A 24,229-nucleotide genomic window follows, 5' to 3' on the forward strand; every position below is an offset into this window, starting at 1 on the left:
CAGCAGGAGGTGGCAAAACGCACTTACCTGGAATTTGTAAAGGCCGGGCTTGTCACACCTGATAGGATTCTTGAGGCCGGATGGGATGAGCTGGTGAAGGTTCTGGATGAGGGACACTATGTCCGGTATGATTTCTCAACTCCATTCTGCAATGCTGCTTTCCGCCATTCCGGTAAATTCATGCCTCTCTTCGGGTGTGACTTCAGGCTGTGCCGTCAAGAGCGTTATATCAAGATGCAGGGCATCTGCAATCTTCCTCAAGGTAGTGAGTGAAGGTACATGGTGCCCTTGTTCTAAGCGGACTATATTGGGCCTTGCTATTCCGGTCATCTTTGCAAGGTCTTCCTGTCTTAACTCCTGCTGTTCTCTCGCCTCTCTGATTCTCTGAGCAATAGCCCAAACGATAACCCTATTTGGATTTGCCTCTTTACGGATACTTATCTTTTTCTTCGGAATATGTTGTTTTATGGATGTTGCAAAATGGCACCCGCTAATAGCAGCTAACAGATATTTGATTATCCCCGGACCAAATTGAAAGTAGAGGATTTGTTCAGCCTCCTTAGTCTGTTTCTTATACCGCCTAAGATTCTTTGATGAGGAGTAAAGCATTGAATCAATATTAAGCATTCTTTTCCCTCTTTACTACACGTCTTTTCTTTTTGACAGGCGACCCAGACATGGAAGTCTTGAGCTTAAGATTCTCCTTTTTAAAAGTGTCCAGTTCCTTTATAAGTCTGTTATTTTCTTTGTACAACTCGGCGACTACATCATTAAGGGTTTGTATCTCCTTATATAAAGCCGTATTAACACTCTTCATGGACAGATAGGCACTTGAGACCTGTTCATAACGCCCTATCATGTTGTCATAATGATGCTTGAGGTTGTCTGCGTATGCCTTTAAATTTTGATGTTGGTCTTCAAGTCTCTTTTGTTTAACAATCTGTAATATATTTGCTATCAAACTCCCAAATGTGACCAGGCCGAGGAAATCATCTGATATATTTTTTGGTTTGTAATTCCCCAAACTGACCTACCTTTGTCACCTCGATGTATTATGCTCCTTCTCCAATAGTAGTGGAGAAGGACTTCTTCCAAATGATTATTTTCAGAAAAGATAACAATAATTTCCTATTCAAAAAGATCCTCACCATTGCATTTATAGTTTCTTTTGTATTTGTACTGAATATATGCTCAGTCTCTCTCAGCAAGGCGGCAGCAGGCGGAGAAGGAAATGGTTTATTTAAACCAAGAAGCCGTGAGTCAATAAAAGAGGTACTCACATCCTACAGTGGAAGCATAACCTTCCTTTACAAGAAGGCACTCAGGGACAATCCGGAACTCAAAGGGACAATAACTGTTGAATTTACTATTGAGCCCAGCGGAGAGATTATAAATGCACGAATTGTCTCAAGTACAGTTAATCCTTATTGACAGTGAAATATCATCCTGCTACTTTAAACCCAGAAACATTCATGAGCCGGGGATCACAAAGGGGAATGAAAATCAGCGGGACAAGAAAACCCCACCCTCACCCTAACCCTCTCCCTGAGGGAGAGGGGGCTATGTTGATTCCCTCCCCTTCAAGGGGAGGGGTAGGGTGGGGATGGGGTTGATTTTCGGATGAAACAGATAATTAATACAGGCAAATGGACTGTTGAGGAATTAGACCGCATCCTGCATGAATCATCCTGCATAGAAGATGCCGGGGCACGGATAGAATTTATCTCAGGGATATTTCTTGATGTTGGTTATTCAGGATCAACTTTGATTGGAGACGTAACTACGCCGGAGGTCTTTGTTGTTAATCTGGCAAAGGTGGACTGTTTTACATTTATTGATTATGTTGAGGCAATGAGGCATTCAGGTTCTTTTTCGGGGTTCATGGAAAATCTTGAGCGGGTGAGGTATCATGCAGATCTAATTTCCTTTGAAAACAGGAACCATTTTTTTACAGACTGGATTGAATATAATGGAGGGTTCGTTGAGGATGTTACAGATATAGATGGAGGACACAAGGCAATTCAAGTCATAAAAAAGTTAAATCTCAAAAAAGATGGCACTTATGTTGTTGATGGGATAAAACCGGTAGAACGGAATATTGAATACATCCCTGCAAATGCATTGGATAACACTGTGATAGAAAGGCTTAAAACCGGCGACTATGCAGGTATATACTCGGATGAAGAGGGATTGGATGTCTCGCATGTGGGAATAATTATCAGGGCAGGAGATAAGATTTATATTCGTCATGCATCTTCACGACCGGCAATCAGGAAAGTGCTTGATGAGGATTTTATAAAATATATGGCTGAGAAACCCGGTTTGATTGTATTAAGACCTAAGTGACTATCTTCACAGGCAGGCGGCCATTAAACTCTATCTTACCCATCAGGCAATTCATCACAGCACGCTGAGTCTTTTCATTATTGCCATAGGCCGCGATAAGGACATCTGCATCACTGAAATATCTCAGGACATAAGGGCTTCCCAAGGAGATAACAATAGATTTGCCGGAACTTTTAAGTATATCTATAAGAAGGTCTTTCTCCTGTTCATTAATGCCTGATCTGCCTTTCCATCCGGCGGTTTCAGAGAAGATGGCGAAGATGGTGGTGGAATGTGAAAATCCTTCCGGCGGGGTTGAAAAACCCTTCGTATCCACTCCCATGCCATCCCACACCGAAGGGTCATAAAACTTCTTCTCCCCTGCAATGATCAATTGGACATTTTCATCCGCAAATCCCTCCGGCGGGGTAAGAAAACCCCGCCTATCCAAACCTATATCAAGGATAGGTGGGACATTCTTGTCCCATCCATTTTCATTTCTCCCTTGAAAGATATGTGGAACATTCCTGCCCCGCCCATTTTCATCATCCTTTGTGAGGCCAGCTTTCACAAGTGTAATTGCCCTCTCTGTAATATGCTCAGAAAGGGCTTCGTGTTTATTGTAATCAATATGTACTTTTTTTATTTTACTCAGGTCTCTCTTTGCCTTTATGATACGCTCTACAGCATTATCAATAATCCCTTTATCAAGCATCCCTGAATATATTGCCTCTTCAAGTTGTTTTACAGTTACGTCTGGGTCAGTGGGATGGAGAAGTATATCAATGCCTGCTGACATACACCTTGCAGGGACATTATCAAAATCATCGAGGGCAGACATATTTAATGCATCAGTGATTATGAGGCCGTTGAAGCCGAGCTTTTTTCTTAATATCTCTGTGATTATCTTAGCGGATAGGCTTGCAGGGGCTGAGTCAACAGCCGGTAATGTTAAATGTCCGACCATTATACTCCTTACCCCGGCATTAACTGCCTCAACAAAAGGTACTAACTCCGTCTTCACAAGTTCATCATAAGATTTTGTTATAACGGGAAGTGCAATATGAGAATCTATTGAAGTATCGCCATGACCGGGGAAATGCTTTGCACAAGATATGAGACCTGTTCCCTCAAGAGCCTTTATATATTCAGTGCCGAACCATGACACATCTCCGGCATTGTCAGAGAACGCCCTTGTGCAGATAATGGGATTGTCAGGATTAGAATTGATATCCAGAACCGGGATGAGAGGCATGTTAATTCCGACATCTGTTGCCTCAAGTGCAATCGCCCTGACTGCATCTCTCAACATGCAGACATCTTCCGGATTATGCTTATCTACAGCCGCTGAGAACGCCATTTGAGAAGGAAAAATTGTACAGCCATTAATCTGCTGTCCGACACCGCGTTCTATATCCGAGGCGATGAACAAAGGAATCTCAGCTAAAGACTGCATCTCATCAATAAATGACCTGATACTTTCCAACTCTCCTCCGAAGACTATGAAGCCGCCTATCCCTTTCCTGACAAGCTCAATGATTCTTGCCCTGTAAGCCTCTGAATGAATATCATGGCCATTAAGCCTGCTGATGATGAGCTGGTATAATTTTTGTTGCATGGTTGTTATCTGAAAGCCTCCATAGCTCACCCCCACCCTGTCCCTCCCCCCTCAAGGGGGAGGGGATTAAGAGAAGGCGGGGTAAGAAAACCCCGCCTATCCATTTCTACGAGGATAGGCGGGACTTTCTTGTCCCGCTGATTTTCATTCCCCTTTGTGAGCGCCCCGCCTCATGACGGTTCACTCGAAAATCTCCATAGCTCACCCTCCCCCTTCCCCCCTCCCATCAAGGGAGGGGGGAAGATGGGGGGGACGTATAATTCAGCCCGCCGGTATCAGGGTTATAATAAATTACATGGATATCACTGTCTGCAATAATGGACGTGAACATACCCGGATTATCGAACATGTCTAAGATGTAGGTTGTCCAGTTATCCGCTATCCCGTCGTTCTTCTCAGGATTACGGGTGATGTTTTCAACATTGTCTGATGTGCAATTTAGATTTAAAGAACATACCGCATATTTCAATACGCTCAAGCCGGCAGAGATACGGTTATACACAATGTATACCTTATTATCTGTTCCTATTGAGAGGGCTGAATGAATCCCTGCCCTGTCATAATTATCAACCACAACACGATCCCAACCACCGCTTCTATTGGTTGCATATTTCAGGTCACCTGTTGTCTCATTAAAATAACTTATGTGAACATATCCATCCTGATCCACTTTCACAGAGGTATAAAGCCCTCTTGCATCTATTGCGCCGCTGACAGGTTCTTTCTTTCCTTCATCAATAACCTCTGTTGTCCAGTTATCTCCTATACCATCTCCGTCACCATCCTCTATACAACTACCCCCACATACGGCAATCATTAAAGAACCCTTTATCCTTTCAAAGTAACTCATATAAATCTTATTTGCAGATTTATCTATGGCAATTGAACTATATTGCCCGACATCATATATGACAATATTATTGACTATCACACTCTTATCAACAAAAACCCTTTTCCAGTTATCACCAATGCCGTCTTTGCCATTATCAACAGTACATCCTGTATTACAGAAGGCATACTTCAATGACCCTGATGAAATATCATAATAACTAATATGAATACCGTCGTCTTCATCCGTAATCAATGACACATGAGAGAAACTGATGTTACCGGGAAGCCCCATCTCAATTATTGTGCTTGTCCAATTCTCAGGTTTAACACAGTTATTTTTACACACAGCATATTTAAGCCCATTAATATCATTATCATAGTAACCTATATGTATATTTCCTCCGGAATCTATTGCCATAGATGTGTACTCCCCTGATGATGACCCGTTTCTGCCGACAACCGCTGTCCTCCATGTTCCTGTTGTATTCTCTGCATATCTGAGCGCTCCCCCGCCTAGGTAGCTGACATGAAGATTCCCGTCAGCATCCATTGCAATAGAATTGTGCCTGCCTGCATCTCCGGAACTTAGTACACGTTCGATTGACCAATTAGAAGCATCTGTGCAACTGCCGGTACAAACAGCATATTTAACGGATAGATTAGTGCTGTCAAAATAACTTATATGAATATTATCTGAATCAGCAGCAATAAGATTATAAAGACCGGATGTTCCAACCGTGTCCAAAGAAACAGTTACCCACGAACCGGTCTCATTAGTTGCATACTTGAGCACTGAAGTCTTTGTGTCAAAGTAGGATATATGAACAATGTCTCCGGCATCCACAGTGATTGAAAGAAAGTTTGCTGTAAAACTATCTTTGTCCAATTCAGCAGGCTCCCAGTTACCTGAGACAACAGAGGCATATCTTAGAATACCTGTAGTGTCATAATAAACGATATGTGGTTTGTTGTTGGAATCTAATGCAATATCACTATAATCGCCGGAATTATTATCTACAGTAACAGGAGTACCCCATGTACCATTACTATCAGCAGTCACATATTTTAGAGAATTATTCGTATTATCAAAATAACTTATGTGAACACTGCCGTCTGTCCCTGTTTTTATAGAACTATGGTTTCCCACATCCCCCGTGCTATCCAAAACTTTGCTTGTCCAATTAACCGGTTCAGAACAGTCCGACACACAATTTACATACCTGAGGTCCCTGCCTCCTGCATCATAGTAACTTATATGCACCCCGGCTGTACTATAATCAATATCAGGAATCCCGGATACATGTCCGGAGCTATCCACTGTTGTATATTTCCACGCACCTGATGAGTTTGTTGCATAGATAAGATTTTTATTCCCATCAATGTAACTCAAGTGGACATTTCCTGAAGAGTCGAATGATGTGCCGGCATGTGAACCGCCTATATCAATGTCATCTAACTTTTCTATTGTCCATCCTGTTGCATCCTGGACAGCATGATATAATTTATTTTCACCGAATACTATATTGGGATAACCATTACTATCAACCAGTAATGCATGGCTGAACAGACCATTTGCAAAATCCCTCTCCCCGTCAATAGTCTCTTTCTTCCATCCTTTTTTAATCTGACCTGATACAAGAAGCACCTCAGCAGTTGTAACATCCGATATTTTCCCGCCAAGGTCCTTAATCCACACCTTTATCTTCTTTATCCCGTCACCGGACGGGGACGGCAGACTATAAGTAATAGTCTCATCATAAGTTGTACCTGCAGGGGCAATGGTGATCCAGTTAGCAGGAATCAAGGCATCCCCGGATGTGATATAGTAACCTGCGATTCCAACGTCATCACTCCCTTGTATCCTGACCTTAACAGTAATCACATCAGAAGGGTCGCTTCTGAGCATACATGGGACATCTTTGCCGCCCTTATTACAAATGTCATTAGCCTCAATAGAAACACCGAGTATCTTAGGCGCCTCAACATCATTCAGCCCGTGAGTACAGCCGCTCAGAATCAGCAATAAGAAGATTATAAGAAAGTGCATGGCCTGTATTTTAAATATTAAGGCGTCTAAAGTAAAGAGAATGAAAATGGAACTCCGATGAACCTATGTTCACAAATGTCAATGAAAATCAGCGGGACAAGAATGTCCCGCCTATCCTCATAGAAATGGATAGGCGGGGTTTTCTTACCCCGCCGGAAGGGATTTTCGCATGAATAAATTTCAGATCAATAACCACGCTAATAAGATCACAGGCAGCAATAAAACCCTTACTACAGCCTTTGCCCAAGGTCTTTGGGAAATCCAGTCAGCCGCGGGAGGAGAGAGCCGGTAATATGCGTCCACAAACCTCCGGCCTAAAAAACTCTGCATCAGCACATCATCACGAAAGTCCCGTAATATCCTGACATAAGGATGCAGGTACGAGCCGAAAGCTGCTGTAGCAATAAAACATCCGCCTCCACCACCGCCGCCGCTCTTTCCACCGCTGCCTGAGCCTGTATTATCTTTGGCGGCAGCCAGGGCAAGTCTTGTAGCAGGGTCCCCGAAGAATGTAAATACATCCAGGTTTTCCTCATATATTTCACCCTTTATAAATGGATTAACCTTTGCCGCAGTTGTTACTGACCCTAATATCTTATTCCCTTTCTCAAATATCCCTGAAAAGAGTTCCTTGCCGATTAACCTCTGCTCTGATGGATATGCAAATGCAGAGGGACTCCACATTGCAATCGCACCCTTGCTATCCTGCATCAGCATGGCCTCTGCAAGGGGAATAGAATATGTGATTTCGCTGCCGTCAGGAAGTTTAATGGGTACACCCTCTGAAGGCTCTGCAAACAGCCCGTTAAGGCAGGCAAAGACGACAATAAAGGGATACATCCCCTGGTTCGATAGTCTGGATGCATCATCCGAAGTAAACAGCTCCTGAATATCAGCGGTCACTGCCCACAGGTCAATACTACCGTGACCGAAAAAACTTGTTAGTGCTACCCCGTTATTCAATTGATTAATAAGGTCAGTCCTCGGCTGGGTCTTATCCATATATTGACTGGCGTATATCTTCGTGGTGGTGTAATCCGGCGGGATATTACCGATCCACTCATCAGAATTCTCATCAAATCTTGGGTCCTGATCATTGGTTGCAAATAATGTGCGGCTTTTCCAACTGCCGTACCCGCTCGTCTCATAAGATAAAATCTTATTAACGACAGCCTTTACTTCCTCCGGTGATTTAGCGGGTATCCTCCCGATAAACATATCAGGGAGAAGGTCATCGCCAGCCACTGTTACAAACCAGTTATCACTGGGCGTCTCTCCAATCTCTGTGTCCACAAGAAAAGTTGGGACATAGTTGATCTGTTTTGTCACTATATAATCTTTAAGGTAGTCTTTATAATCTACATTAGCATCTCCAATAAGTACAACAAACTCAGGGGGATCACCTTTCCAATTTTCATAAGCATATTTCAGGAAATTCTTTATTGCCTCAGGCGTGAATATGCCGCCTGAAAATTCATTATATATTTCCCTTGTTGTAACAACCTTTACCCTGTAGCCCTGCCCTTCCCTGTGGGAGGCAAGAGGGAGAACAGAATCTTTCAAATCCTCATGTGTAATTATAATGTAATCTGCCCCGTTATCTGCTGATTTAAGAGATAATGGCTCAGTAAAAAAATCAAACTTGTTTTCTTTGATAACAGGGCGTGCTATAGCAAGATATGTTGCCTTCTCCGATATTACGTCAGAGAATTTTACTTTATTCCCTACTCCGCCGACTCCGGTGGATGAGGTAATTACGGGATTTTTAAGCCGCCTTACGTTATAAGGGTCAGTTACATCAAAGACATTAATCAGCGGACTGCTGAAACCTGAAATAGAGAAATTCCGCTCACCCTGCCCCTCTGCTGTAAATTTAATGCGGTCTCCTTCTGCAATAAATTTCTTGAAATAATCTATCTCTATCCAGTTGACGAATATGCTGTCTACGGTTACATCCGGATTCTTGATCTCTTCAAAGGTTACTATATTATCTCCATCCTTTAACCGGCTTGCCGGTATATCATTGAATGTATAGGTAACCGGCTTTTGGCCATCCCATTGTACCTCACCAAGTTCATTCCCATTTAGACTGACCTTTGTTGTATGGTCAGAGGCGGCTGAATCATCCGTTCGCCCATGCAGATAAACCCTTACATCAGCAGACTTAGAGCTATCTAAGTTAGTAAGGTCCAACCCTTTTAATCCATGCGGCCGGCTTTGTCCTGCCTTAATCCTGTCTCCCCAGAACCAGTGGTCCAGTCCGGCACCATCAGGCATACTCTCCCAGTAGAACCAGTTAGACTCCCAGTGGTTTGTATGCAGGTAGGACGTCTGCGTTTCACCTGAACCTGTAGAATCCCATTCGGTCATCCTGGCGGCAGGGTCAGAACTTATTTTAAGCCAGTAAATGTTTTCATCTGTATATTTATATTCTGCATCACCAGCCCTTATTGGTACAGCATAAAATTCTATGAAATCGCCTGCATCAAATGTCCCGTCTTCTTCGCCTTCCACATATACTGCAACATCCTTTTCCCTGTTATAAACATGAATCTGTGAGGGAACAATGTTCTTTGGATTAATGCCGTTAGACTTGACATATTCAGCCCCAAGGTATTCATAGGTAATCCTGTATATACCCTCCTCAGTAACAGGTATCCTGAGGATGAAATCCTGAGCATGGACTTCATCCGGAGAACTGATAAGGATTAATAAACACAGAATTATAGAAGAAGATAATAAAGGAAAGACTGCTTTAATATTATTAAAGCTCACATCAATAAAACTCACTTCACATTGTTGTTAAGACCTGGTTTTTCTGTTGATGAAATCTTAAAGATCATCCCCATCTCATGATCAGCCATTAACGGCTCAATCCGATAATCATACTTAATCCCAGGCTTCACACTGTTATCAATATAAATATACTCATAAATATCCTGTTTGTTACTGCTGAAATTCGGTATCTCACCTGAAACTGGCTGATATTCTTTGCTGTTATTTTCAGCCCTGTTCAGAACAAAACCTTTCACCGGCCCTGCCCCTTTCCATGAAATTATCATACGCCCGGCATCCTCTTTTACATTAAATGAGGATACCGATGACTCTGTTAAGACAGAACCATTAATCCTGCTTATTGTAAGAAGGTTTCCCTTCTTATCTTCAATAGAGACCGACAGAGATGAATGAGCAGTATCAGTATTCGGATTGGGGGCATAAGCTATGTCCTGCCTATGACCGTCAACATGCGGTTTGCCGGCTGCGTTCATGCCTTCGGTGTTCACCTTATCCGCAGCCGCAGGCATTTCGATATTATTGTTTGCATCTGCAGGGATAAGAGTTTCAGTATTATTTGCCGGTACAGGCTTTTCTTGGTAATCCTGAACAGCAATAGTTACCGTCTGACTGCGGGAATTTTCCGGGGCCTTGGCACTAACCTCAGTATTCGTTGAAATAACTTCCTCCGCCTTGCTTATTACATCAGCCTTCCCTTTCAATTCCGCAACATCAACTAAAACAGAAACAACATTATGAGCAGTTACAATCCCTTTGGCATCAATATCCTGCAGCTTGTAATAATATTTTTTCCCTGCATCAACTCCATTATCTGTAAAGGCATACGATGCCTTCATACCGACACCGCCCCTGGTTGGAATCATACTCGGATTAATTTGTATAAATTGACCATCAGCAGATTCACTCCTCAGGATATTAAACCCTTCATTGTCTGTCTCAGATGAAGTTGACCATGTCAGCACCACTCTCTCGCTGTTTGCCTTTGCAGACATTCCGGATATGGATACCGCTGTGGACCTCTGTTGTGCAACAATAAAAGGTGAAAACCCTCTTGTCCTGCCGCATATAATATTGGCAGTGGTATCTACATTTGTAGTAATATCATCCCATTTAGTCAGATTATAATGGAGCAGTCTCAACCGGCTTTCCCATGTATATTTTGTCTGATCGTAAGGAAGACAAACTGTTGCATAACCGGTAAATGCAACATTGGTAATAATATCATGGTAAACAGGGTTAGGGCCTTTGTCATATCCGGAAGGTACTTCCGGGCCTGTACTGTCAGTTATATCCGTAGTTGTACCGCTCATTGAGACCGAAGAAAAAGAGACCTTAGTTACGCCATCCGGTGTGTGTTCAGCAACTTCAACGTTCGCCCCGCATGTTGTGTTGCCCCCCTGAAAGCCCTCATCAACGTTGCCGTCATGGTCATTGTCAATACCGTCACATTTCTCTAAATGCTCTGTTGGGTCAAAGCTATTTATTATCTGACCATAAACATCATAGTCTGTGTTATTCCTGAAGTCCTGCCACACTGCAAAGAGATTCGTTCCATCAAAGGCAACACGCGGACGGGATTGGTCTCCGGATGCAGACGATACCTTAAATTTATATTCAAGCACAGCACCGGTCTTCTTTATGAACCTGCCATATATATCCCCAAGTGTTGTCCGATAACAAGAGGCGGCAGGACATTCATCCCATACTACAAAATAGCGGTCATCATTATCAAAGATTATATTTCCAGGCTTCTTATACCCTGCTCCTGTAGTGATCGCAAACGGACTGCCTATAAGTGCCCCTGTTACAGACAATCTCTGCCCATAAATATCCGTCTGTATCCCGCTGTTGTTATCCCGCCACACAACAAAGAAACGGGTACCATCAAAGCCTATCATAGGGCTGTCTTCATTGTTTACTGATGAGGCTATTGGAAACTCCGTACCTGAAAGAGCGCCTGCAGACGTAACGAACCGGCCATACACATCCAAATTACCGTTTCTGTCATCCTCCCATACGACAAAGAAGTCTGAGCCATAAGCCTTGATCTCAGGACGCTGCTGATTACCCACAGAAGTGCTGATAGGAATCTCACTACCGGCCAACGCACCGGATGGAGATACCATTTGACCGTATATGTCTGCGTCCACCCCATTCCGGTCATCCCACCAAATTATAAGATAATTAACACCATTGAAGCCTATCACAGGTCTTAACTGCGAACCTGCGTTAGTAGTGATTGGAATCTCAGGCCCTATCAGTGAACCATTCTTTGAAAGAATCTGTCCATATATATCAGATGTGCCGGCCCTGTAATCGAACCAGACAACAAGATAGTTTGTTCCGTTAAAATATACTGCAGGACGGTACTTATTATAAAGCGAGGTGCTTATTGGAAAATTTGTTAATGACGGGACTCCTGATGTGGATACAAACCGCCCGTAAATATCAGATGCACTGCCATTATTATTCTCATAAGTAACGAGATAATTTGACCCGTCAAAAGCAACCAGAGGCCCCTCCTCACTATTAAGTGAGTTATCAATAACAGCCTCTACGCCCAAAATCGTCCCATCAAATCCTGTCAGCGTCCCTTCAAACGACCCTAACAATTCTTCCTGACTACTGCTTGCAACAGCATGAGGAGGAACAGAAAATAATACTATCAATCCGATTAATAACAGAGGTAAAAACAACTTTGCACTAAATCCGGTTGAATCAGACTGATAACGAAGAGATACACCTTTGAACATGAAAAGCCTCCTGTAAAAAAAGAATTAACAATAGAAATCCACAAACTCAAGTCCGTATTTTTAAGTCCTTTCAAATAATATGCAAATTCAATACCTGATAAAATAATTTTAAATAATTTGTTATAACTACTTGAAATCCTTAGTTTTATATGGCCACATTAGAAAATATAGAAGGAACCCGGCCGGCGTATATTTTTTATACAGATTGGCTACAAAAGTAACAATAGCGTGAATGTGGGAGTTTAAAAAACCGTATTGGTTTGATATTAACGGGAACGATCAAGACACCTTCCCCTCCCCTTGCGAGCTGAGTATCCCGCACAATTCATCCATGCTATGAAACGCCTGTTTCTCCTCTGCCCCCACATGCTCCACTATCCCTACCACTTTCCGAATATCCTCTTCATCCCTGCGATAGATACGGACGATGTAATTGTCCACAATAAACGGTTTTTTATTTTTCATAAGAACTATTATTATCATGGGGAGATAACGGATTGATAACGGATTGGGGGGGTATTTTGAAAATATTTTGTTTTTAAAAGAAAGTTTTACCTTTTCAGGAGTAATTTATGGATGGCTTCAGTCTCTGCGGAGGGTTCTATGCCGAGGTGGGTAGATAGGAATGTTTTTAATCTTTTATACGCCCGTATTGCCTCAGTACGGCTGCCTGTGCGTTGCCGGCAGAGCATGAGGCGCTGGTATAGTCTCTCGGCAAGTTCATATGCCTACATCCATTTAAAGATAACTTAAATTTCTCTCAAGTTTTTATTAAGATAAAAACATTCTGGGGGATGAATATGTCAAGAGTTGAACAAATTGAACATGAAATTCAGAAGTTAAACCGTGAGGAGCTAACAAATTTCCGGAACTGGTTCCGTGAATACGATGCGGATGAGTGGGATCGACAGATTGAAGGTGATATTCATGCAGGAAAACTGGATAAGTTGGCAGAAAAAGCCCTTGCAGAACATAAAGCCGGAAGGACTAAACAGTTGTAGCATCTTTTGACAACAGCTTTATCCTGATACTTGTCTTTTACTCGCATGAAGGACTGTAATACCTACAATTTCCCCCTTTTCGTACCTTATAATAATATCATCATCAGTAAGCTCGCTATCATCCGCATGACTCGGTTTCTTAAAGTTTAAATACAACACATCCGCCTCCTCATCATAACTGGACCAGATACGTTTAAATGGTATGTTCAAGAGTCCGGATGTAATGTTTAAAACCTCTCTGACGTCTACTGTGGCCATAGTTTTCTCCTCTTCTGGATCTGTTTAATCCTCCTAAAATAATACCCGGCCATTTCAGAATGTTCTTCAGTAATATGAAGCCATCTATTTTCATTAAGCCTGATCGGCACACTATTTTTTGATTGTACTATATCCATAATATATTGAGCTTTCCTGTCTGAACCTGAAGATCTGAACCACTTTCCTGACTTTGTACAATTCCATTCACCATGGTTATTCTATAATACCAGACATTCCAATGCAATAATCGAAATTAGATTATCAAATTCTACCCCGCCAGGATGGCCTTAGAGATCGTCTCGGTCTCCCGTGAGGGTTCAATTCCGAGTGGGTAAAGAATATTCCCTCCACATTGACGGGGTGGGGGTGATTCTATGGGGAACAGAATAATAACATTGGGAAAAGATATTAGGAAAAGACCTACAGATGCGGAACAATTGTTATGGATTCACTTGAGAATCAAACGGTAATAAGGGAGAACTGCTTATACCACCCTCCCCTTACCCCCTCCTACCTCCCCCTGCAAGTGGGGGAGAGATAAGGAAGTGGAATAATTATAGCCCTCCAGTCAAGGGAGGGGAAAGAGAAAATGTTATTCATTACGGAAGATGGTTTACCCACTTGAAATGAGAAAGAACCAAATAATTTTTTTCAGGATTTTTTTACCCCGGGCGACGTTACAACCGACGTTACAACCGATTTGACACCACGGATAAACTCTTCTATCATAATTTCCACAAGGTAAAGGATTGGACAATGTCATTGATTGCAGTTTTACAGGAGAGAGAAAAAAGGCTTAAATGCTTACGAGAGGATGCCATAATCGAGGCTGAAAGGCTCGCATCCCTTTTAAGAAAAAAGTATGACTTCGACGCTATTTATCTCATTGGCTCTGTTCTGACAGGAAGATTCAGGATTAACTCGGATATAGATATGGTTATAAAAGGCTTGAAGATAGAGGATTTCTTCAAGGCTTATGCCTTTATCATCAAAGAGGCCGGATACAGGGTTGATCTGAAACCTTTTGAAGACCTCTCAGAGGAATTTAAAAAAAGAATTTCAACTGAAGGGAAGCAGCTTGGATAAAGAGATTATAAGAAGTCTGATATCCGGCATTGAAAGAGAGTTAGAAAATCTCAATGAACATAAAAGAGAGTTAAAAGATATAGATTCCTACAACTCGATCATCATCAGACGTTCAATCGGTTCAATCCTCCATGATTTTTACAACTGTTGTGAAAGGATATTCAAGAACGTAGCCATTGAGATAAACGGCGGATATGAGGATAGTGATAAGTGGCATAAGGCCCTGTTATATAAAATGACCATGGCAATTAAGGACACCAGGCCGGCGGTTATTTCAGAAGAACTTGCCGCTGACCTCGACGAATTTCTCTCCTTCAGGCATGTTTTTAGAAACATCTACGGATTTGGGCTCAAAAGTGAAAGGATAGATTACCTCGCAAAGAAATTCGATAAAGTTGTAGACCGGTTTATCGAAGAAACCACTAAATTCCTTGCCTTCCTGAATGAGGAACTCGTAGAAGAAGCATAGACAACATTAGCAGGCATAGCCGTAATCCATGACTCCAGCACCTGATACCTTCACTGTGACAACAACAATTCTGAATATGCAGAAGAACTTATCTCAAAGATACACAACTCAGAACTGATCATCCTTGAGGGTGCCGCCCATTCTTTCAAATTTGAAAAATCCGACATTTCCGGTACATATTTCATCTACTATAGCTAAAACGACTCAAGCCCATACCTAACCTCCGTCCCGTTAGTAAATGTAAATACTCCTCCCTTGAGATCAAGATTGTGTTTTGCAACACCCACCTTTGTCTCAATATCAAGGCCTTCATCACAGTAATACTCGGTATAATTCTGTGACCTGTTGGACACAAACCCCTTCTGATAATATATGTCCTTGTCCTTTTCAACCTTTGATTTATAATCTCCTTCCCAGAACCAGCCGGTAGCATCCTTTGTCATCAGGAAAACAGAATCATGGAAATCCTGTTTAATACCATAATATGTACTGTTATAAACAGTGCCGTCATAGGATATGCCATATCCGCCGGTGTAGAATTGATTGTGTATATTATCGAATGGCGCAAGTGATGTTGTAATACTGAGGGTGAGAGTGTCCTTGTCACGTGGAGGTACCCCATTATAAATCTCCTTACTGTTTACCATGAATGCAATATAATCAGTCCTTAATCTGAAGGATACATTGAGACTGCTAATATCCATCCCTGCGAAACTTATATCCCCGTCAATGAAATCATAAAGCGGTCCATGGTCGAAATTATATTTCACCCCTTTCAGTGATATAGAGATTTTTATATTTGATATGAATGTCTCTTTATCAAATAAGTTGTATGGTATTAAATCGCCGGTGTGATACGTCCCTAAGTCTTTTGCAAAATACAATTTAAAACTTATTCCCGTCCCGTCCTTTGACACCTTGTATACTCCATCATTAAATGAAATCTTATAGTCAGAGAGGCTTGTAAAATCAATGCCATTAAGGACAATGTCTTCAATAAGCCCCTTTATAATATCTGAACTGGTACTGCCTTTATCCCTGTAAGCCCCTACAATAACAAGATTTCCATTAAAGAAATCCATGAACTCGTCCCTGCTTAAATCTTTCCCGCAAAAATCATACTTAACAGTTATTGTTATATTGTCAGTTACCAGTGATGATGACTCCCTGACTGAAATAGTCGCTGAACCTCCGTCTGTTCCAGTTACACGTCCATTTTTATCAACAGTAAGAACCAAAGGGTCTGAAGATGTCCATGAGAATCTATCTGATGAAAGCGGTAATTTATTTCCGGAACTATCGTAAGCAGACGCAGACAGTTGTGCTGTTCTCCCTGTTTGAATATCCTGCACATCTGGGGTAATTCGCAAATAAGCAATATCATACTTTACATTCATTATCACTGATATGCTTTTCCCTGACACAGACTCAGTAGCAGCAATCTGAGTACTCCCTTCTGATAAGCCTGTGACAATCCCATTCTTATCAACAGAGGCAGCCGATGGAGTTGAAGATGCCCATGAGAATCTGTCTGAAAGAAGCGGTAGTATATTTCCAGAGCTATCATAGGCAGACACAGTGAACTGTACAGTCTTGCCAATTTTAATCTCCTGAGTATCAGGTATCACACGCAAATAAGCAATGTCATACGTTACCTTTATTGTTATTGATGTTTTTATCCCGGAAGCAGATTCCGCCGCAGAAAGCTGTGTACTGCCTTCTGATACTCCTGTAACAAGTCCATTCTTATCAATAACAGCAATTGCCGTATTCGCAGAACTCCATGATATGCTCTCATTTGAGACTGATACCGGATTTCCTGATGTATCATACGCTGATGCTGTCAGAAGCATTGCTTTCCCAACCACCACAGAGGGGTTTGCAGGAGTAATGCGTATCTCTTGAATCTTTGGTGCCTGTTGTTCATTCTCAGGCGTCTCCACATGAGATGTACAACCATCCAGTAAAACTGCAATAGAAAATAATACAACGATTACTTTACATGAGAGAATATTTTTTTTATTCATAATCTGACCTCTGCAAATCCTATTCATTTCCATACTTACTGCACTGTCACAATCCCGCTTTTTATATATGAATAATTCAACGCCTTATCCTTTGCCTGTATCTTGTAGGTGTATGTGCCTGCAGGAACGAGCACTCCTGAGTTGTTCTTTCCATACCATGTTACGGAGCTTGCTGCTCCTGCTGTTGGACATGGTGCCCATGTCTTGTTAATTGTTTTCACAAGGACATTTGCTGAATTGTAAATCTTCACTGTAACGTCACACGTAACTGATAGATTATCCGAGACTGTAAAGCTGAAGGTTGTCTTACCACCGGTACTAGGATTGAATGGGTCTGGGGTATCTGCGACAGAGATAACTACTGGTTTAGTTGTATCCAGCTTGATGCTGTCGGAGTATCTAATTGAGATATTTCCTGCTAAATCCCTGAATCTGACATATACCCATCTGTTTCCATTTCCTGTAGCTAATGTCCATGCCTTGCTTGTAACATAAGACTCCCACAGCTCTGTATCAAATATACCGTCACGTGAAATCTGCATATCAACACATCCACTGCCGCTCCCATCATCACAACTGATTGTTAAGGTCACGGATGTGGTCTTTGTCCAGACAGCGTTGTTGTTGATTGAAATAGAGCCGGTTGGAGAAGCGCCGTCTGCAACCACGACCATATTATCCGTTGTCACAGCCTGTCCATCACTTACGGCAATCTGCAGTACATAACTGCCTGATACATCAGGTGTAAAATCTGCACGAACAGTATTGCTGTTAATTATAGAGGCATTCGTAAGGGTACTTCCTGAAGGGCCTGCCGGGATTGAGACAAAGCCCCACTGGTATGTAATCGGTTGCGGGCGGCCATCCTGGTCATAGCTTCCTGAACCATCAACTGTTACTCCCACTCCCAGTTTGATTAACTGATCTAATCCTGCATTTGCAACAGGCGGAACACTGACATCCGCAGTGATTATTACCTGATCGTGAGTTGTGTCAGTACCATCGCTGACAGCAAGATTAATATTATAATCACCATCCGTATCAGGGACAAAACTTGCCATCGGGAGATTATTTCCTGTTATGTCATTATTTGTTATGACGCTTCCTGAAGGGACACTCATAAAACTCCACAGATATGATAAAGTATTCGGCCCATGGTCAGGGTCATTACTGCCGCTGCCATTCAGCAGAACAGCAAGCCCTGTAAGAACATTCTGGTCAGGGCCTGCGGATGCATTCGGCAGAACGTTCGGAGTGACAGCAGATATAACAACAGAATCTGCCCCGTTGCAGACCCTATGGTCGCAGACCGTCAGGTTAAAACAATATGTCCCCACTATATCAGGGATAAATACAGGCTTTGGTATCGTAGAATCAGACAGGGCAGAAGAACTGCCGGAAGGCAGGCATGTCATTGTCCAGTTATAGGTTATCAGGTCATCATCAGGGTCAGAGCTTGCACTGCCGTCAAGGGTAACCTGACTGCTGATCAAAACATTCTGGTCAGAACCACCATTGGCTGCCGGTGGATGGTTTGGTAAAGATGCCGGATCAACCGGGCTTGATCCCCCTGAAAATTCTGCACTATTTGTAAATCCGTCGCCGTCAGGGTCCCCATCAGCGCCATTATTGCCTGTCGCATCAAGTGGATTTAAGCCATATTGGGCTTCCCATGTGTCCGTTAATCCATCGTTGTCGTCATCTGTATCAAGGCAATCAGGAATACTATCAAAATCAGTGTCAACCATGGGACAGTGAATCAACTGTCCGCCGTAAACAGTACCACCCAAGTCATCCAGATTATTGTAAAAAAGATCGTGTCCGTTAAGGTTCAGAGACGCACCTGAACTTAAAGAGAGTTTGCCGACATAAAAGGTTGAACCACCACCCCCGGTAATCATAAGGTTTCCCCCATCTCTCAATTCTAATCTAATGTACCCCATGCAAACCTGCCGACCGCCATATCCCCAGGGTAAAATTTATGCGTACCAGTCCCGGTAAATGCAAGATAGGCGATTGCCGTATCCCAGAGAGCCGGCTGATTGCTGTAGTTGAGATAGTTGTTGCTTACAAAGAACCGGTCATAAGCACCTCCAACAAGATAACCATCTTGATAGATGGTGAGATCATGAAAATAGTTGTCAGATGTGTCGCTGATAAAACCGCCATTGTTTATAAATGTATCTGTAAACTCTGCCGTTGTCCCGGTTGTTTTAACAGTGCCTCGGGGGACATTTGAGAAATTTCCGTTTACAGTCCTTGTGCCGCTGCCGCTCATGTTGAAGTGAGCACCATTAATTACGCCAGTGTTAAGTGTGCCGCCTGAGTAATTGAAGGTACCGTAATTTTCAAAAAATACGGTTGTTAAGGTTCCTCCGCTTAAGTTATATGTGTCGTTTAGACTGGGATAATAATAATTGCCAATGTAGATTTTTTGGGCCACACTGTTAGTCCCGCCTGTCTGCGTGTACGTGCCGATGCCTTTATTAGGGTTACCACCTATGGACTCCCAGCTTGCAGTGTTCGTCCCGCCTGTCTGTGTAAACGTGCCGGTGCCTGATAAACCAATGTCTTCACTCTCTGCCGTTAGGTTTCCGCTGTTAAGATTATACGTGCCATTTGAACCGGAATCATAACCGAGGAAGAGATTTTTCACATTGTTCGTCCCCCCATATTGATAGAAAGTACCCGTATTTGAATAGTACAGGGGACCAAGTGTTTGATTTATTCCCGGTCCTGTAGTTATATTATACCCCCAGTTGCTTCCGATGATCTCCCTATCATAGGTTGCACTGCTGCTCCCTGATAAGTAATAGGATGATGGATACATATTTGTATACCCATAATGTCCCGGCAACACTTCGCTAACAGGGGATAGCTCAAGAGTGATGTATCCAGAATCAACCTCACCATCAATATTGTACCAATTAATTGGCTGAGGCCCACCCGTAGTGGACCAATTACCCAATGGTGGTGGTGCAAAGACAAGCGGTTTACCATTTGGATCAGGTTGGAAGACCAATTGTGATGGTACCCATGTATTAAGACCGAAGTTTTTGTCATATCGTAAGTGTCCGTCTATCGCGCTTACTCCGGCAGGCGATAAAAATGCTGTTACAGACAGTACAGCGATCATCTTAAGAATTCTATGTTTCATAATGGCTTCTTATATTAATGTTTTTTTGTTTTAGTTATCTTTTCCTTTTCCGGAATGACAGAGACTTTTGCAAGAGGCTCCGCAATAAATAGTTCAATACCCATAATTACGGACATATTATCACAGAAGAGATAACGGATTGATAACGGATTGAAAATTATTTTCCATTTTTTATTGAGGCTATAGGCAGCATTGACTCATTTACAAGCTTCTTCAAATTATACTCTCAATTTCTACCCCGCCAGAATAGCCTTATAGATTTCCGCTGTTTCCCGTGATGGTTCTATGCCGAGGTGGATGGAGAGGAGGGTTTTTAATCTTTTAAAAGTCCTTACTGCCTCAGTACTATTGCCTGTGCGTTGCAGGCAGAGCATGAGGCGCTGGTAAAGTTTCTCGGCAAGTTCGTCTATCTCTATCCCTTTGTTGTAACAGGCAATCGCGTTGTCTGTTACTCCCCTTTTCTCGTGATACTGGCCGAGTCTGCTGATTGCTGTAATGAATCTGTCTCTAAGACGTTCGCGCTGTGAAAGTGTCCAAGGCTCTTTTATATCACCGGGCAGAAAGTGTCCCACGTACATAGTGATGGCCTTTTGGATGCATGGGATTCCCCTTCCCGCTTTACCGCCTGCATCAATATCCTCAGACTGTTTCAGGAGGTGATTGAAACCCCATGTATCCACCCAGCAGTGTTGCCTGTCTATGGCCAGTCTGCTGTTGTTGTAGATGACTGTCTTGTCACTTCCTATCAGTCTCCTTAGCCTGCAGAGCGCCATTGAAAATGCCTGATTAGCCTGGTCTCCATCAGAGTCAGGCCAAAGTGAGTCAATAACATCTTCCTCTGCAGCTCCTTTCCCCCCTGCGGCAATAAGCATCTTTAGTAAGGACAGCGGCTTTTTCTGTACCTTCCCGGAAAACTCTACTTTCTTGTTATCTACCCATATCTCAAACCTGCCGAGGGTATATATCTTTATATCCCATGGCCAGTCAAGGACATCCGGCGAAGGTGTGTAATAGGCAGTCAGATTATTCAGCCGGATCAATTCCCTTACATGAGGTACTTCAATCCCTTCTGCACATAGTCGGGCTGCAGTAGGTAAGGTGGTCAGCATAAATATAGAAATCCCTGTTGTCTTAGACAGTGCCATGGCTCCCCTGAATTTATCACAAAAGATACTCCTCCTTGCTTTCATCATTGCAGACATTGCTTCTAATAGCAGGCACAGGTATTCATGAAAAATGCTGTTTACAGCCTTGCCTGTCCTTCGTATTTCAGCAATATCTCCTTTTAAAGATACGGACTTGCCGGCCTCAAGCCTGTATAACGCAAGTACGTATCTGTGGAAGTTCAGCATAAGAGGCCCGCCCAGTTCTTCGGAATGTCTGACACACTCCTCTGCATGTTCCAGAGCACAATTAATATCAGAAGTGAACATGGCTAAGTGCATTGCAATATTTGACATCTGGTGATGATAAAAGACCCTGCTGTAACTGCGGATTTTGTCCATCTCTGCGGTTAATTTCTGGGAATATTTTTTTGCTGAATCTTTATCACCAAGCAATACTGAATTATAAATCCCGGTTCCATAAAACATAACATTCAATAACTGTATCCCTGTTTTTTCAACAATTCTGAGACACTCATCAGTCATGTCCATTGATTTCTTCAGTTGTGCAGTGTAGACATAATACATTGCAACAGAGCGGAGCCAGAAAAGGTGAGGTAGATAATGGCTGACAGAGGTATTATAAGCCTGTGACACAATATCCAAAACAACACTTGCCTTGGCTATCCTGCCTAACCAGAGATAGTATAGAATAATAGTGTGACCGACCATAAGCTTACGGTTTATATCCTTGGAATTTTGGATGATATCCAATGCACGGCCTTCCCAATATGCGATTGCCGGATTTTGAGGCTGTCTGAACATCATGGCGCTGAATATAGCGGATACGGTACGTTCTTCTATCCCTCTTGTTGGAAAATCCGGGTAAGCTGCTATTATGCCCTCAATGTCCTGCAGATAGCGGTCAAGCGGTTTAAATGCCTTCCACTCATACAGGTATGTCTCTACAATGCCGCTCCATGCCTCAAATATACTGGCTGCATCACCGGCTGTTTTAAACAGCCGGTACGCTGATTCGAGACTGGATCTTGCTTTCTCAGGGTCTGCGGACATAAGGCACATTCCAAGATAGTAGAGTAATCGCGGAGATTGGTTCATTACTTCAGCAGGTACAGACGTAATCCATGACTCCAGCACATTATACCTTCCTTGTGATAACAGCAATTCTGACTGTTCTGATATAACCTCCTTAAGTCCCGGCCACTTTTCCGCTTTAATAAAGAGATGTGCGGCATTTTCTGGAAAACCTGCATCTTTTAGCACATAAGCGGCAGTTGCAGTAATTTCCCTCCACTCATCCTTATTAAACCGCCCTTTAGCATAAGACTGGAGAAACTCCCTGAACATGGGATGATACTGATATATTGCATCCTCATGATTAAGAATATTTATAAAGAATCTACCGGCGTTTAATTGGTAAAGGATGTCTCCACCGGCAGGATTTAATGTAAGTTTCAGGGCCATTTCAACCGTAATTTCATTAAAGAGTGATATCTTCACTAAAAAGTCCTGTGTCCCTGCATTAAATTTCTTAAAGACTTCTCTCATAAAGTAATCAAAGAGTACCTTCCTGCCTGTATGTCCTACACCAAATGACTTATCCTTTCTTTTAATGCCTTCTTTAATATATCCCGTCATCAAAACAAGCCCTGCTGTCCATCCCTTTATAATATCCTGTATCCTGCAAACCTCGTCATTACCTGACAGACGGCATCCCAGCAACTTTGCTATCCCTGATACATCTTCATCAGACAGAAGAAGCTCTTCGCTGTCAATAATATCCATTTCACGATTTGTAATATGTCTCGCAAATATAGATGGAGGGGATGTCCTGCTTATAATGATAATGCTGCAATCGGCCGGTATCTCTTTAATGGCAGTATTGATGATTTCCATGAAGGTTGAGTTAGCTGAAAACACCCCCCCAGCCCCCCCCTTGAACAAAGGGGGGGATTTTAATTTCCCTTTGTGAATCTAAGACTCCTGGCGGGACGCCCGACAACCCTTGTTGCTCGCACTCCCCCTCACCCCCTCCCGTCAAGGGAGGGGGAATTAATTTTGTACCCTGTCCCCCACTTGTGAAAGACTGGGAGGGGCTGGATAAAAAAGCACCCTCCTGAAAATTATCAAAGACAATTACGGAATGAGGAGGTATCTGTGTAAATAATTCATGGAAAAAGTTTCGTGTAAAGGTGGATAAACCTCCCTGGTATTCAGAAGTAAAGTGCGGAAGGTCTTTCAGCTTACTGTTTTTCTGTTGTGATTTGACGGCAAGGCTAAGATAGTGGAAAAGGGTGGCAGGGTCCTTGTCCCCTGAGTCAACCTGATACCATAGACAAGGGGTTTTCTTTTTATCAATGTAACTATTCACAAGGGTTGTCTTACCTGCACCGGGTGGGCCGTTAATCCAGACTGACTTGTATTTAATCGCATCATTCAGGAGCTTAAAGAGCCGCTTGCGCAGATAGACTCTGGATACAACAGGAGTGGTAATCTTTGCAGGGGCCTTTATTCGTTGTTGCCGTTGTCGCACGAAAATCCTATCTCTGTATTCATGGCTTAGAGGGTTATTTTTACCTTGATTTTTTTCTGTAAAATATACAATAATACAACTCCAATTTCAAGCTAAAGGAGGGGATTTACATGCCGGTTGTAAAGGTAAATGACATAAACATGTATTACGAGGTTCATGGAGAGGGTGAACCTCTTGTGCTTATCCACGGCTCATGACTTGATT

20 protein-coding genes are annotated in these 24,229 nt (G+C 42.6%); 5 read left to right on the forward strand and 15 right to left on the reverse strand.

What is annotated here, in order from left to right:
* Positions 1–135: 135 nt before the first annotated feature.
* Both HZA08_09550 and HZA08_09555 read right to left on the reverse strand, forming a co-directional pair.
* On the reverse strand, positions 136–627 hold the full coding sequence (locus HZA08_09550; protein MBI5193669.1) for a helix-turn-helix transcriptional regulator: 492 nt from the start codon (positions 625–627) through the stop codon (positions 136–138).
* On the reverse strand, positions 620–1,024 hold the full coding sequence (locus tag HZA08_09555) for a hypothetical protein (GenBank protein MBI5193670.1): 405 nt from the start codon (positions 1,022–1,024) through the stop codon (positions 620–622). The genes HZA08_09550 and HZA08_09555 overlap by 8 nt, the downstream gene beginning before the upstream one ends.
* Positions 1,025–1,095: 71 nt before the next feature.
* Here HZA08_09555 and HZA08_09560 point away from each other — a divergent pair, with 71 nt between their 5' ends.
* Complete coding sequence (locus HZA08_09560) at positions 1,096–1,431, forward strand: energy transducer TonB (GenBank protein MBI5193671.1); 336 nt, start codon at positions 1,096–1,098, stop codon at positions 1,429–1,431.
* A 189-nt stretch (positions 1,432–1,620) separates the two neighbouring features.
* Positions 1,621–2,346, forward strand: a complete 726-nt coding sequence (locus HZA08_09565) for a DUF1460 domain-containing protein (GenBank protein MBI5193672.1) — start codon at positions 1,621–1,623, stop codon at positions 2,344–2,346.
* Here HZA08_09565 and HZA08_09570 read toward each other — a convergent pair.
* From HZA08_09570 to HZA08_09595, 6 genes are all read right to left on the reverse strand, one after another.
* A complete protein-coding gene (locus HZA08_09570) occupies positions 2,339–3,973 on the reverse strand; it encodes a hypothetical protein (protein ID MBI5193673.1) in 1,635 nt (544 codons plus the stop codon). The genes HZA08_09565 and HZA08_09570 overlap by 8 nt on opposite strands.
* Positions 3,974–4,169: 196 nt before the next feature.
* Positions 4,170–6,821 carry a hypothetical protein gene (locus HZA08_09575; GenBank protein ID MBI5193674.1) on the reverse strand — a complete coding sequence of 884 codons (2,652 nt, stop codon included), beginning with the start codon at positions 6,819–6,821 and terminating at the stop codon, positions 4,170–4,172.
* A 180-nt stretch (positions 6,822–7,001) separates the two neighbouring features.
* Positions 7,002–9,596 carry a hypothetical protein gene (locus tag HZA08_09580; GenBank protein MBI5193675.1) on the reverse strand — a complete coding sequence of 865 codons (2,595 nt, stop codon included), beginning with the start codon at positions 9,594–9,596 and terminating at the stop codon, positions 7,002–7,004.
* 11 nt (positions 9,597–9,607) lie between these two features.
* Complete coding sequence (locus tag HZA08_09585; GenBank protein MBI5193676.1) at positions 9,608–12,370, reverse strand: hypothetical protein; 2,763 nt, start codon at positions 12,368–12,370, stop codon at positions 9,608–9,610.
* Positions 12,371–12,649: 279 nt separating this feature from the next.
* On the reverse strand, positions 12,650–12,835 hold the full coding sequence (locus tag HZA08_09590) for a hypothetical protein (GenBank protein MBI5193677.1): 186 nt from the start codon (positions 12,833–12,835) through the stop codon (positions 12,650–12,652).
* Between the two features lie 86 nt (positions 12,836–12,921).
* Positions 12,922–13,062 (reverse strand): hypothetical protein, encoded by a 141-nt coding sequence (locus HZA08_09595; protein MBI5193678.1) that lies wholly within the window; start codon positions 13,060–13,062, stop codon positions 12,922–12,924.
* Between the two features lie 108 nt (positions 13,063–13,170).
* Between HZA08_09595 and HZA08_09600 the strand changes: the two genes are divergently transcribed.
* Positions 13,171–13,371 carry a hypothetical protein gene (locus tag HZA08_09600; protein MBI5193679.1) on the forward strand — a complete coding sequence of 67 codons (201 nt, stop codon included), beginning with the start codon at positions 13,171–13,173 and terminating at the stop codon, positions 13,369–13,371.
* Between the two features lie 18 nt (positions 13,372–13,389).
* On the opposite strand, the gene HZA08_09605 is transcribed toward HZA08_09600, so the two are convergent.
* Both HZA08_09605 and HZA08_09610 read right to left on the reverse strand, forming a co-directional pair.
* Positions 13,390–13,629, reverse strand: coding sequence for a DUF2283 domain-containing protein (locus HZA08_09605; protein ID MBI5193680.1), 240 nt, complete (start codon positions 13,627–13,629; stop codon positions 13,390–13,392).
* Positions 13,617–13,766 carry a hypothetical protein gene (locus HZA08_09610; GenBank protein ID MBI5193681.1) on the reverse strand — a complete coding sequence of 50 codons (150 nt, stop codon included), beginning with the start codon at positions 13,764–13,766 and terminating at the stop codon, positions 13,617–13,619. Before HZA08_09610 ends, HZA08_09605 begins: the two co-directional genes overlap by 13 nt.
* Positions 13,767–14,385: 619 nt before the next feature.
* Between HZA08_09610 and HZA08_09615 the strand changes: the two genes are divergently transcribed.
* Both HZA08_09615 and HZA08_09620 read left to right on the forward strand, forming a co-directional pair.
* Positions 14,386–14,715, forward strand: a complete 330-nt coding sequence (locus HZA08_09615) for a nucleotidyltransferase domain-containing protein (protein ID MBI5193682.1) — start codon at positions 14,386–14,388, stop codon at positions 14,713–14,715.
* A complete protein-coding gene (locus tag HZA08_09620) occupies positions 14,708–15,184 on the forward strand; it encodes a hypothetical protein (GenBank protein MBI5193683.1) in 477 nt (158 codons plus the stop codon). Before HZA08_09615 ends, HZA08_09620 begins: the two co-directional genes overlap by 8 nt.
* 194 nt (positions 15,185–15,378) lie before the next feature.
* Here HZA08_09620 and HZA08_09625 read toward each other — a convergent pair whose 3' ends face one another.
* From HZA08_09625 to HZA08_09645, 5 genes are all read right to left on the reverse strand, one after another.
* Positions 15,379–17,211: an Ig-like domain-containing protein gene (locus HZA08_09625; protein MBI5193684.1), complete on the reverse strand. Its 1,833-nt coding sequence runs from the start codon at positions 17,209–17,211 to the stop codon at positions 15,379–15,381.
* Positions 17,212–17,246: 35 nt separating this feature from the next.
* Positions 17,247–19,112 carry a hypothetical protein gene (locus HZA08_09630; GenBank protein MBI5193685.1) on the reverse strand — a complete coding sequence of 622 codons (1,866 nt, stop codon included), beginning with the start codon at positions 19,110–19,112 and terminating at the stop codon, positions 17,247–17,249.
* Positions 19,113–19,135: 23 nt separating this feature from the next.
* Positions 19,136–20,368: a hypothetical protein gene (locus HZA08_09635; GenBank protein MBI5193686.1), complete on the reverse strand. Its 1,233-nt coding sequence runs from the start codon at positions 20,366–20,368 to the stop codon at positions 19,136–19,138.
* Positions 20,369–20,601: 233 nt separating this feature from the next.
* Positions 20,602–23,412 carry a hypothetical protein gene (locus tag HZA08_09640; protein ID MBI5193687.1) on the reverse strand — a complete coding sequence of 937 codons (2,811 nt, stop codon included), beginning with the start codon at positions 23,410–23,412 and terminating at the stop codon, positions 20,602–20,604.
* Complete coding sequence (locus HZA08_09645) at positions 23,399–24,025, reverse strand: hypothetical protein (GenBank protein MBI5193688.1); 627 nt, start codon at positions 24,023–24,025, stop codon at positions 23,399–23,401. Before HZA08_09645 ends, HZA08_09640 begins: the two co-directional genes overlap by 14 nt.
* Positions 24,026–24,229 lie beyond the last annotated feature (204 nt).

This window comes from Nitrospirota bacterium (genome assembly GCA_016212215.1).
GTDB lineage: Bacteria > Nitrospirota > 9FT-COMBO-42-15 > HDB-SIOI813 > HDB-SIOI813 > JACRGV01.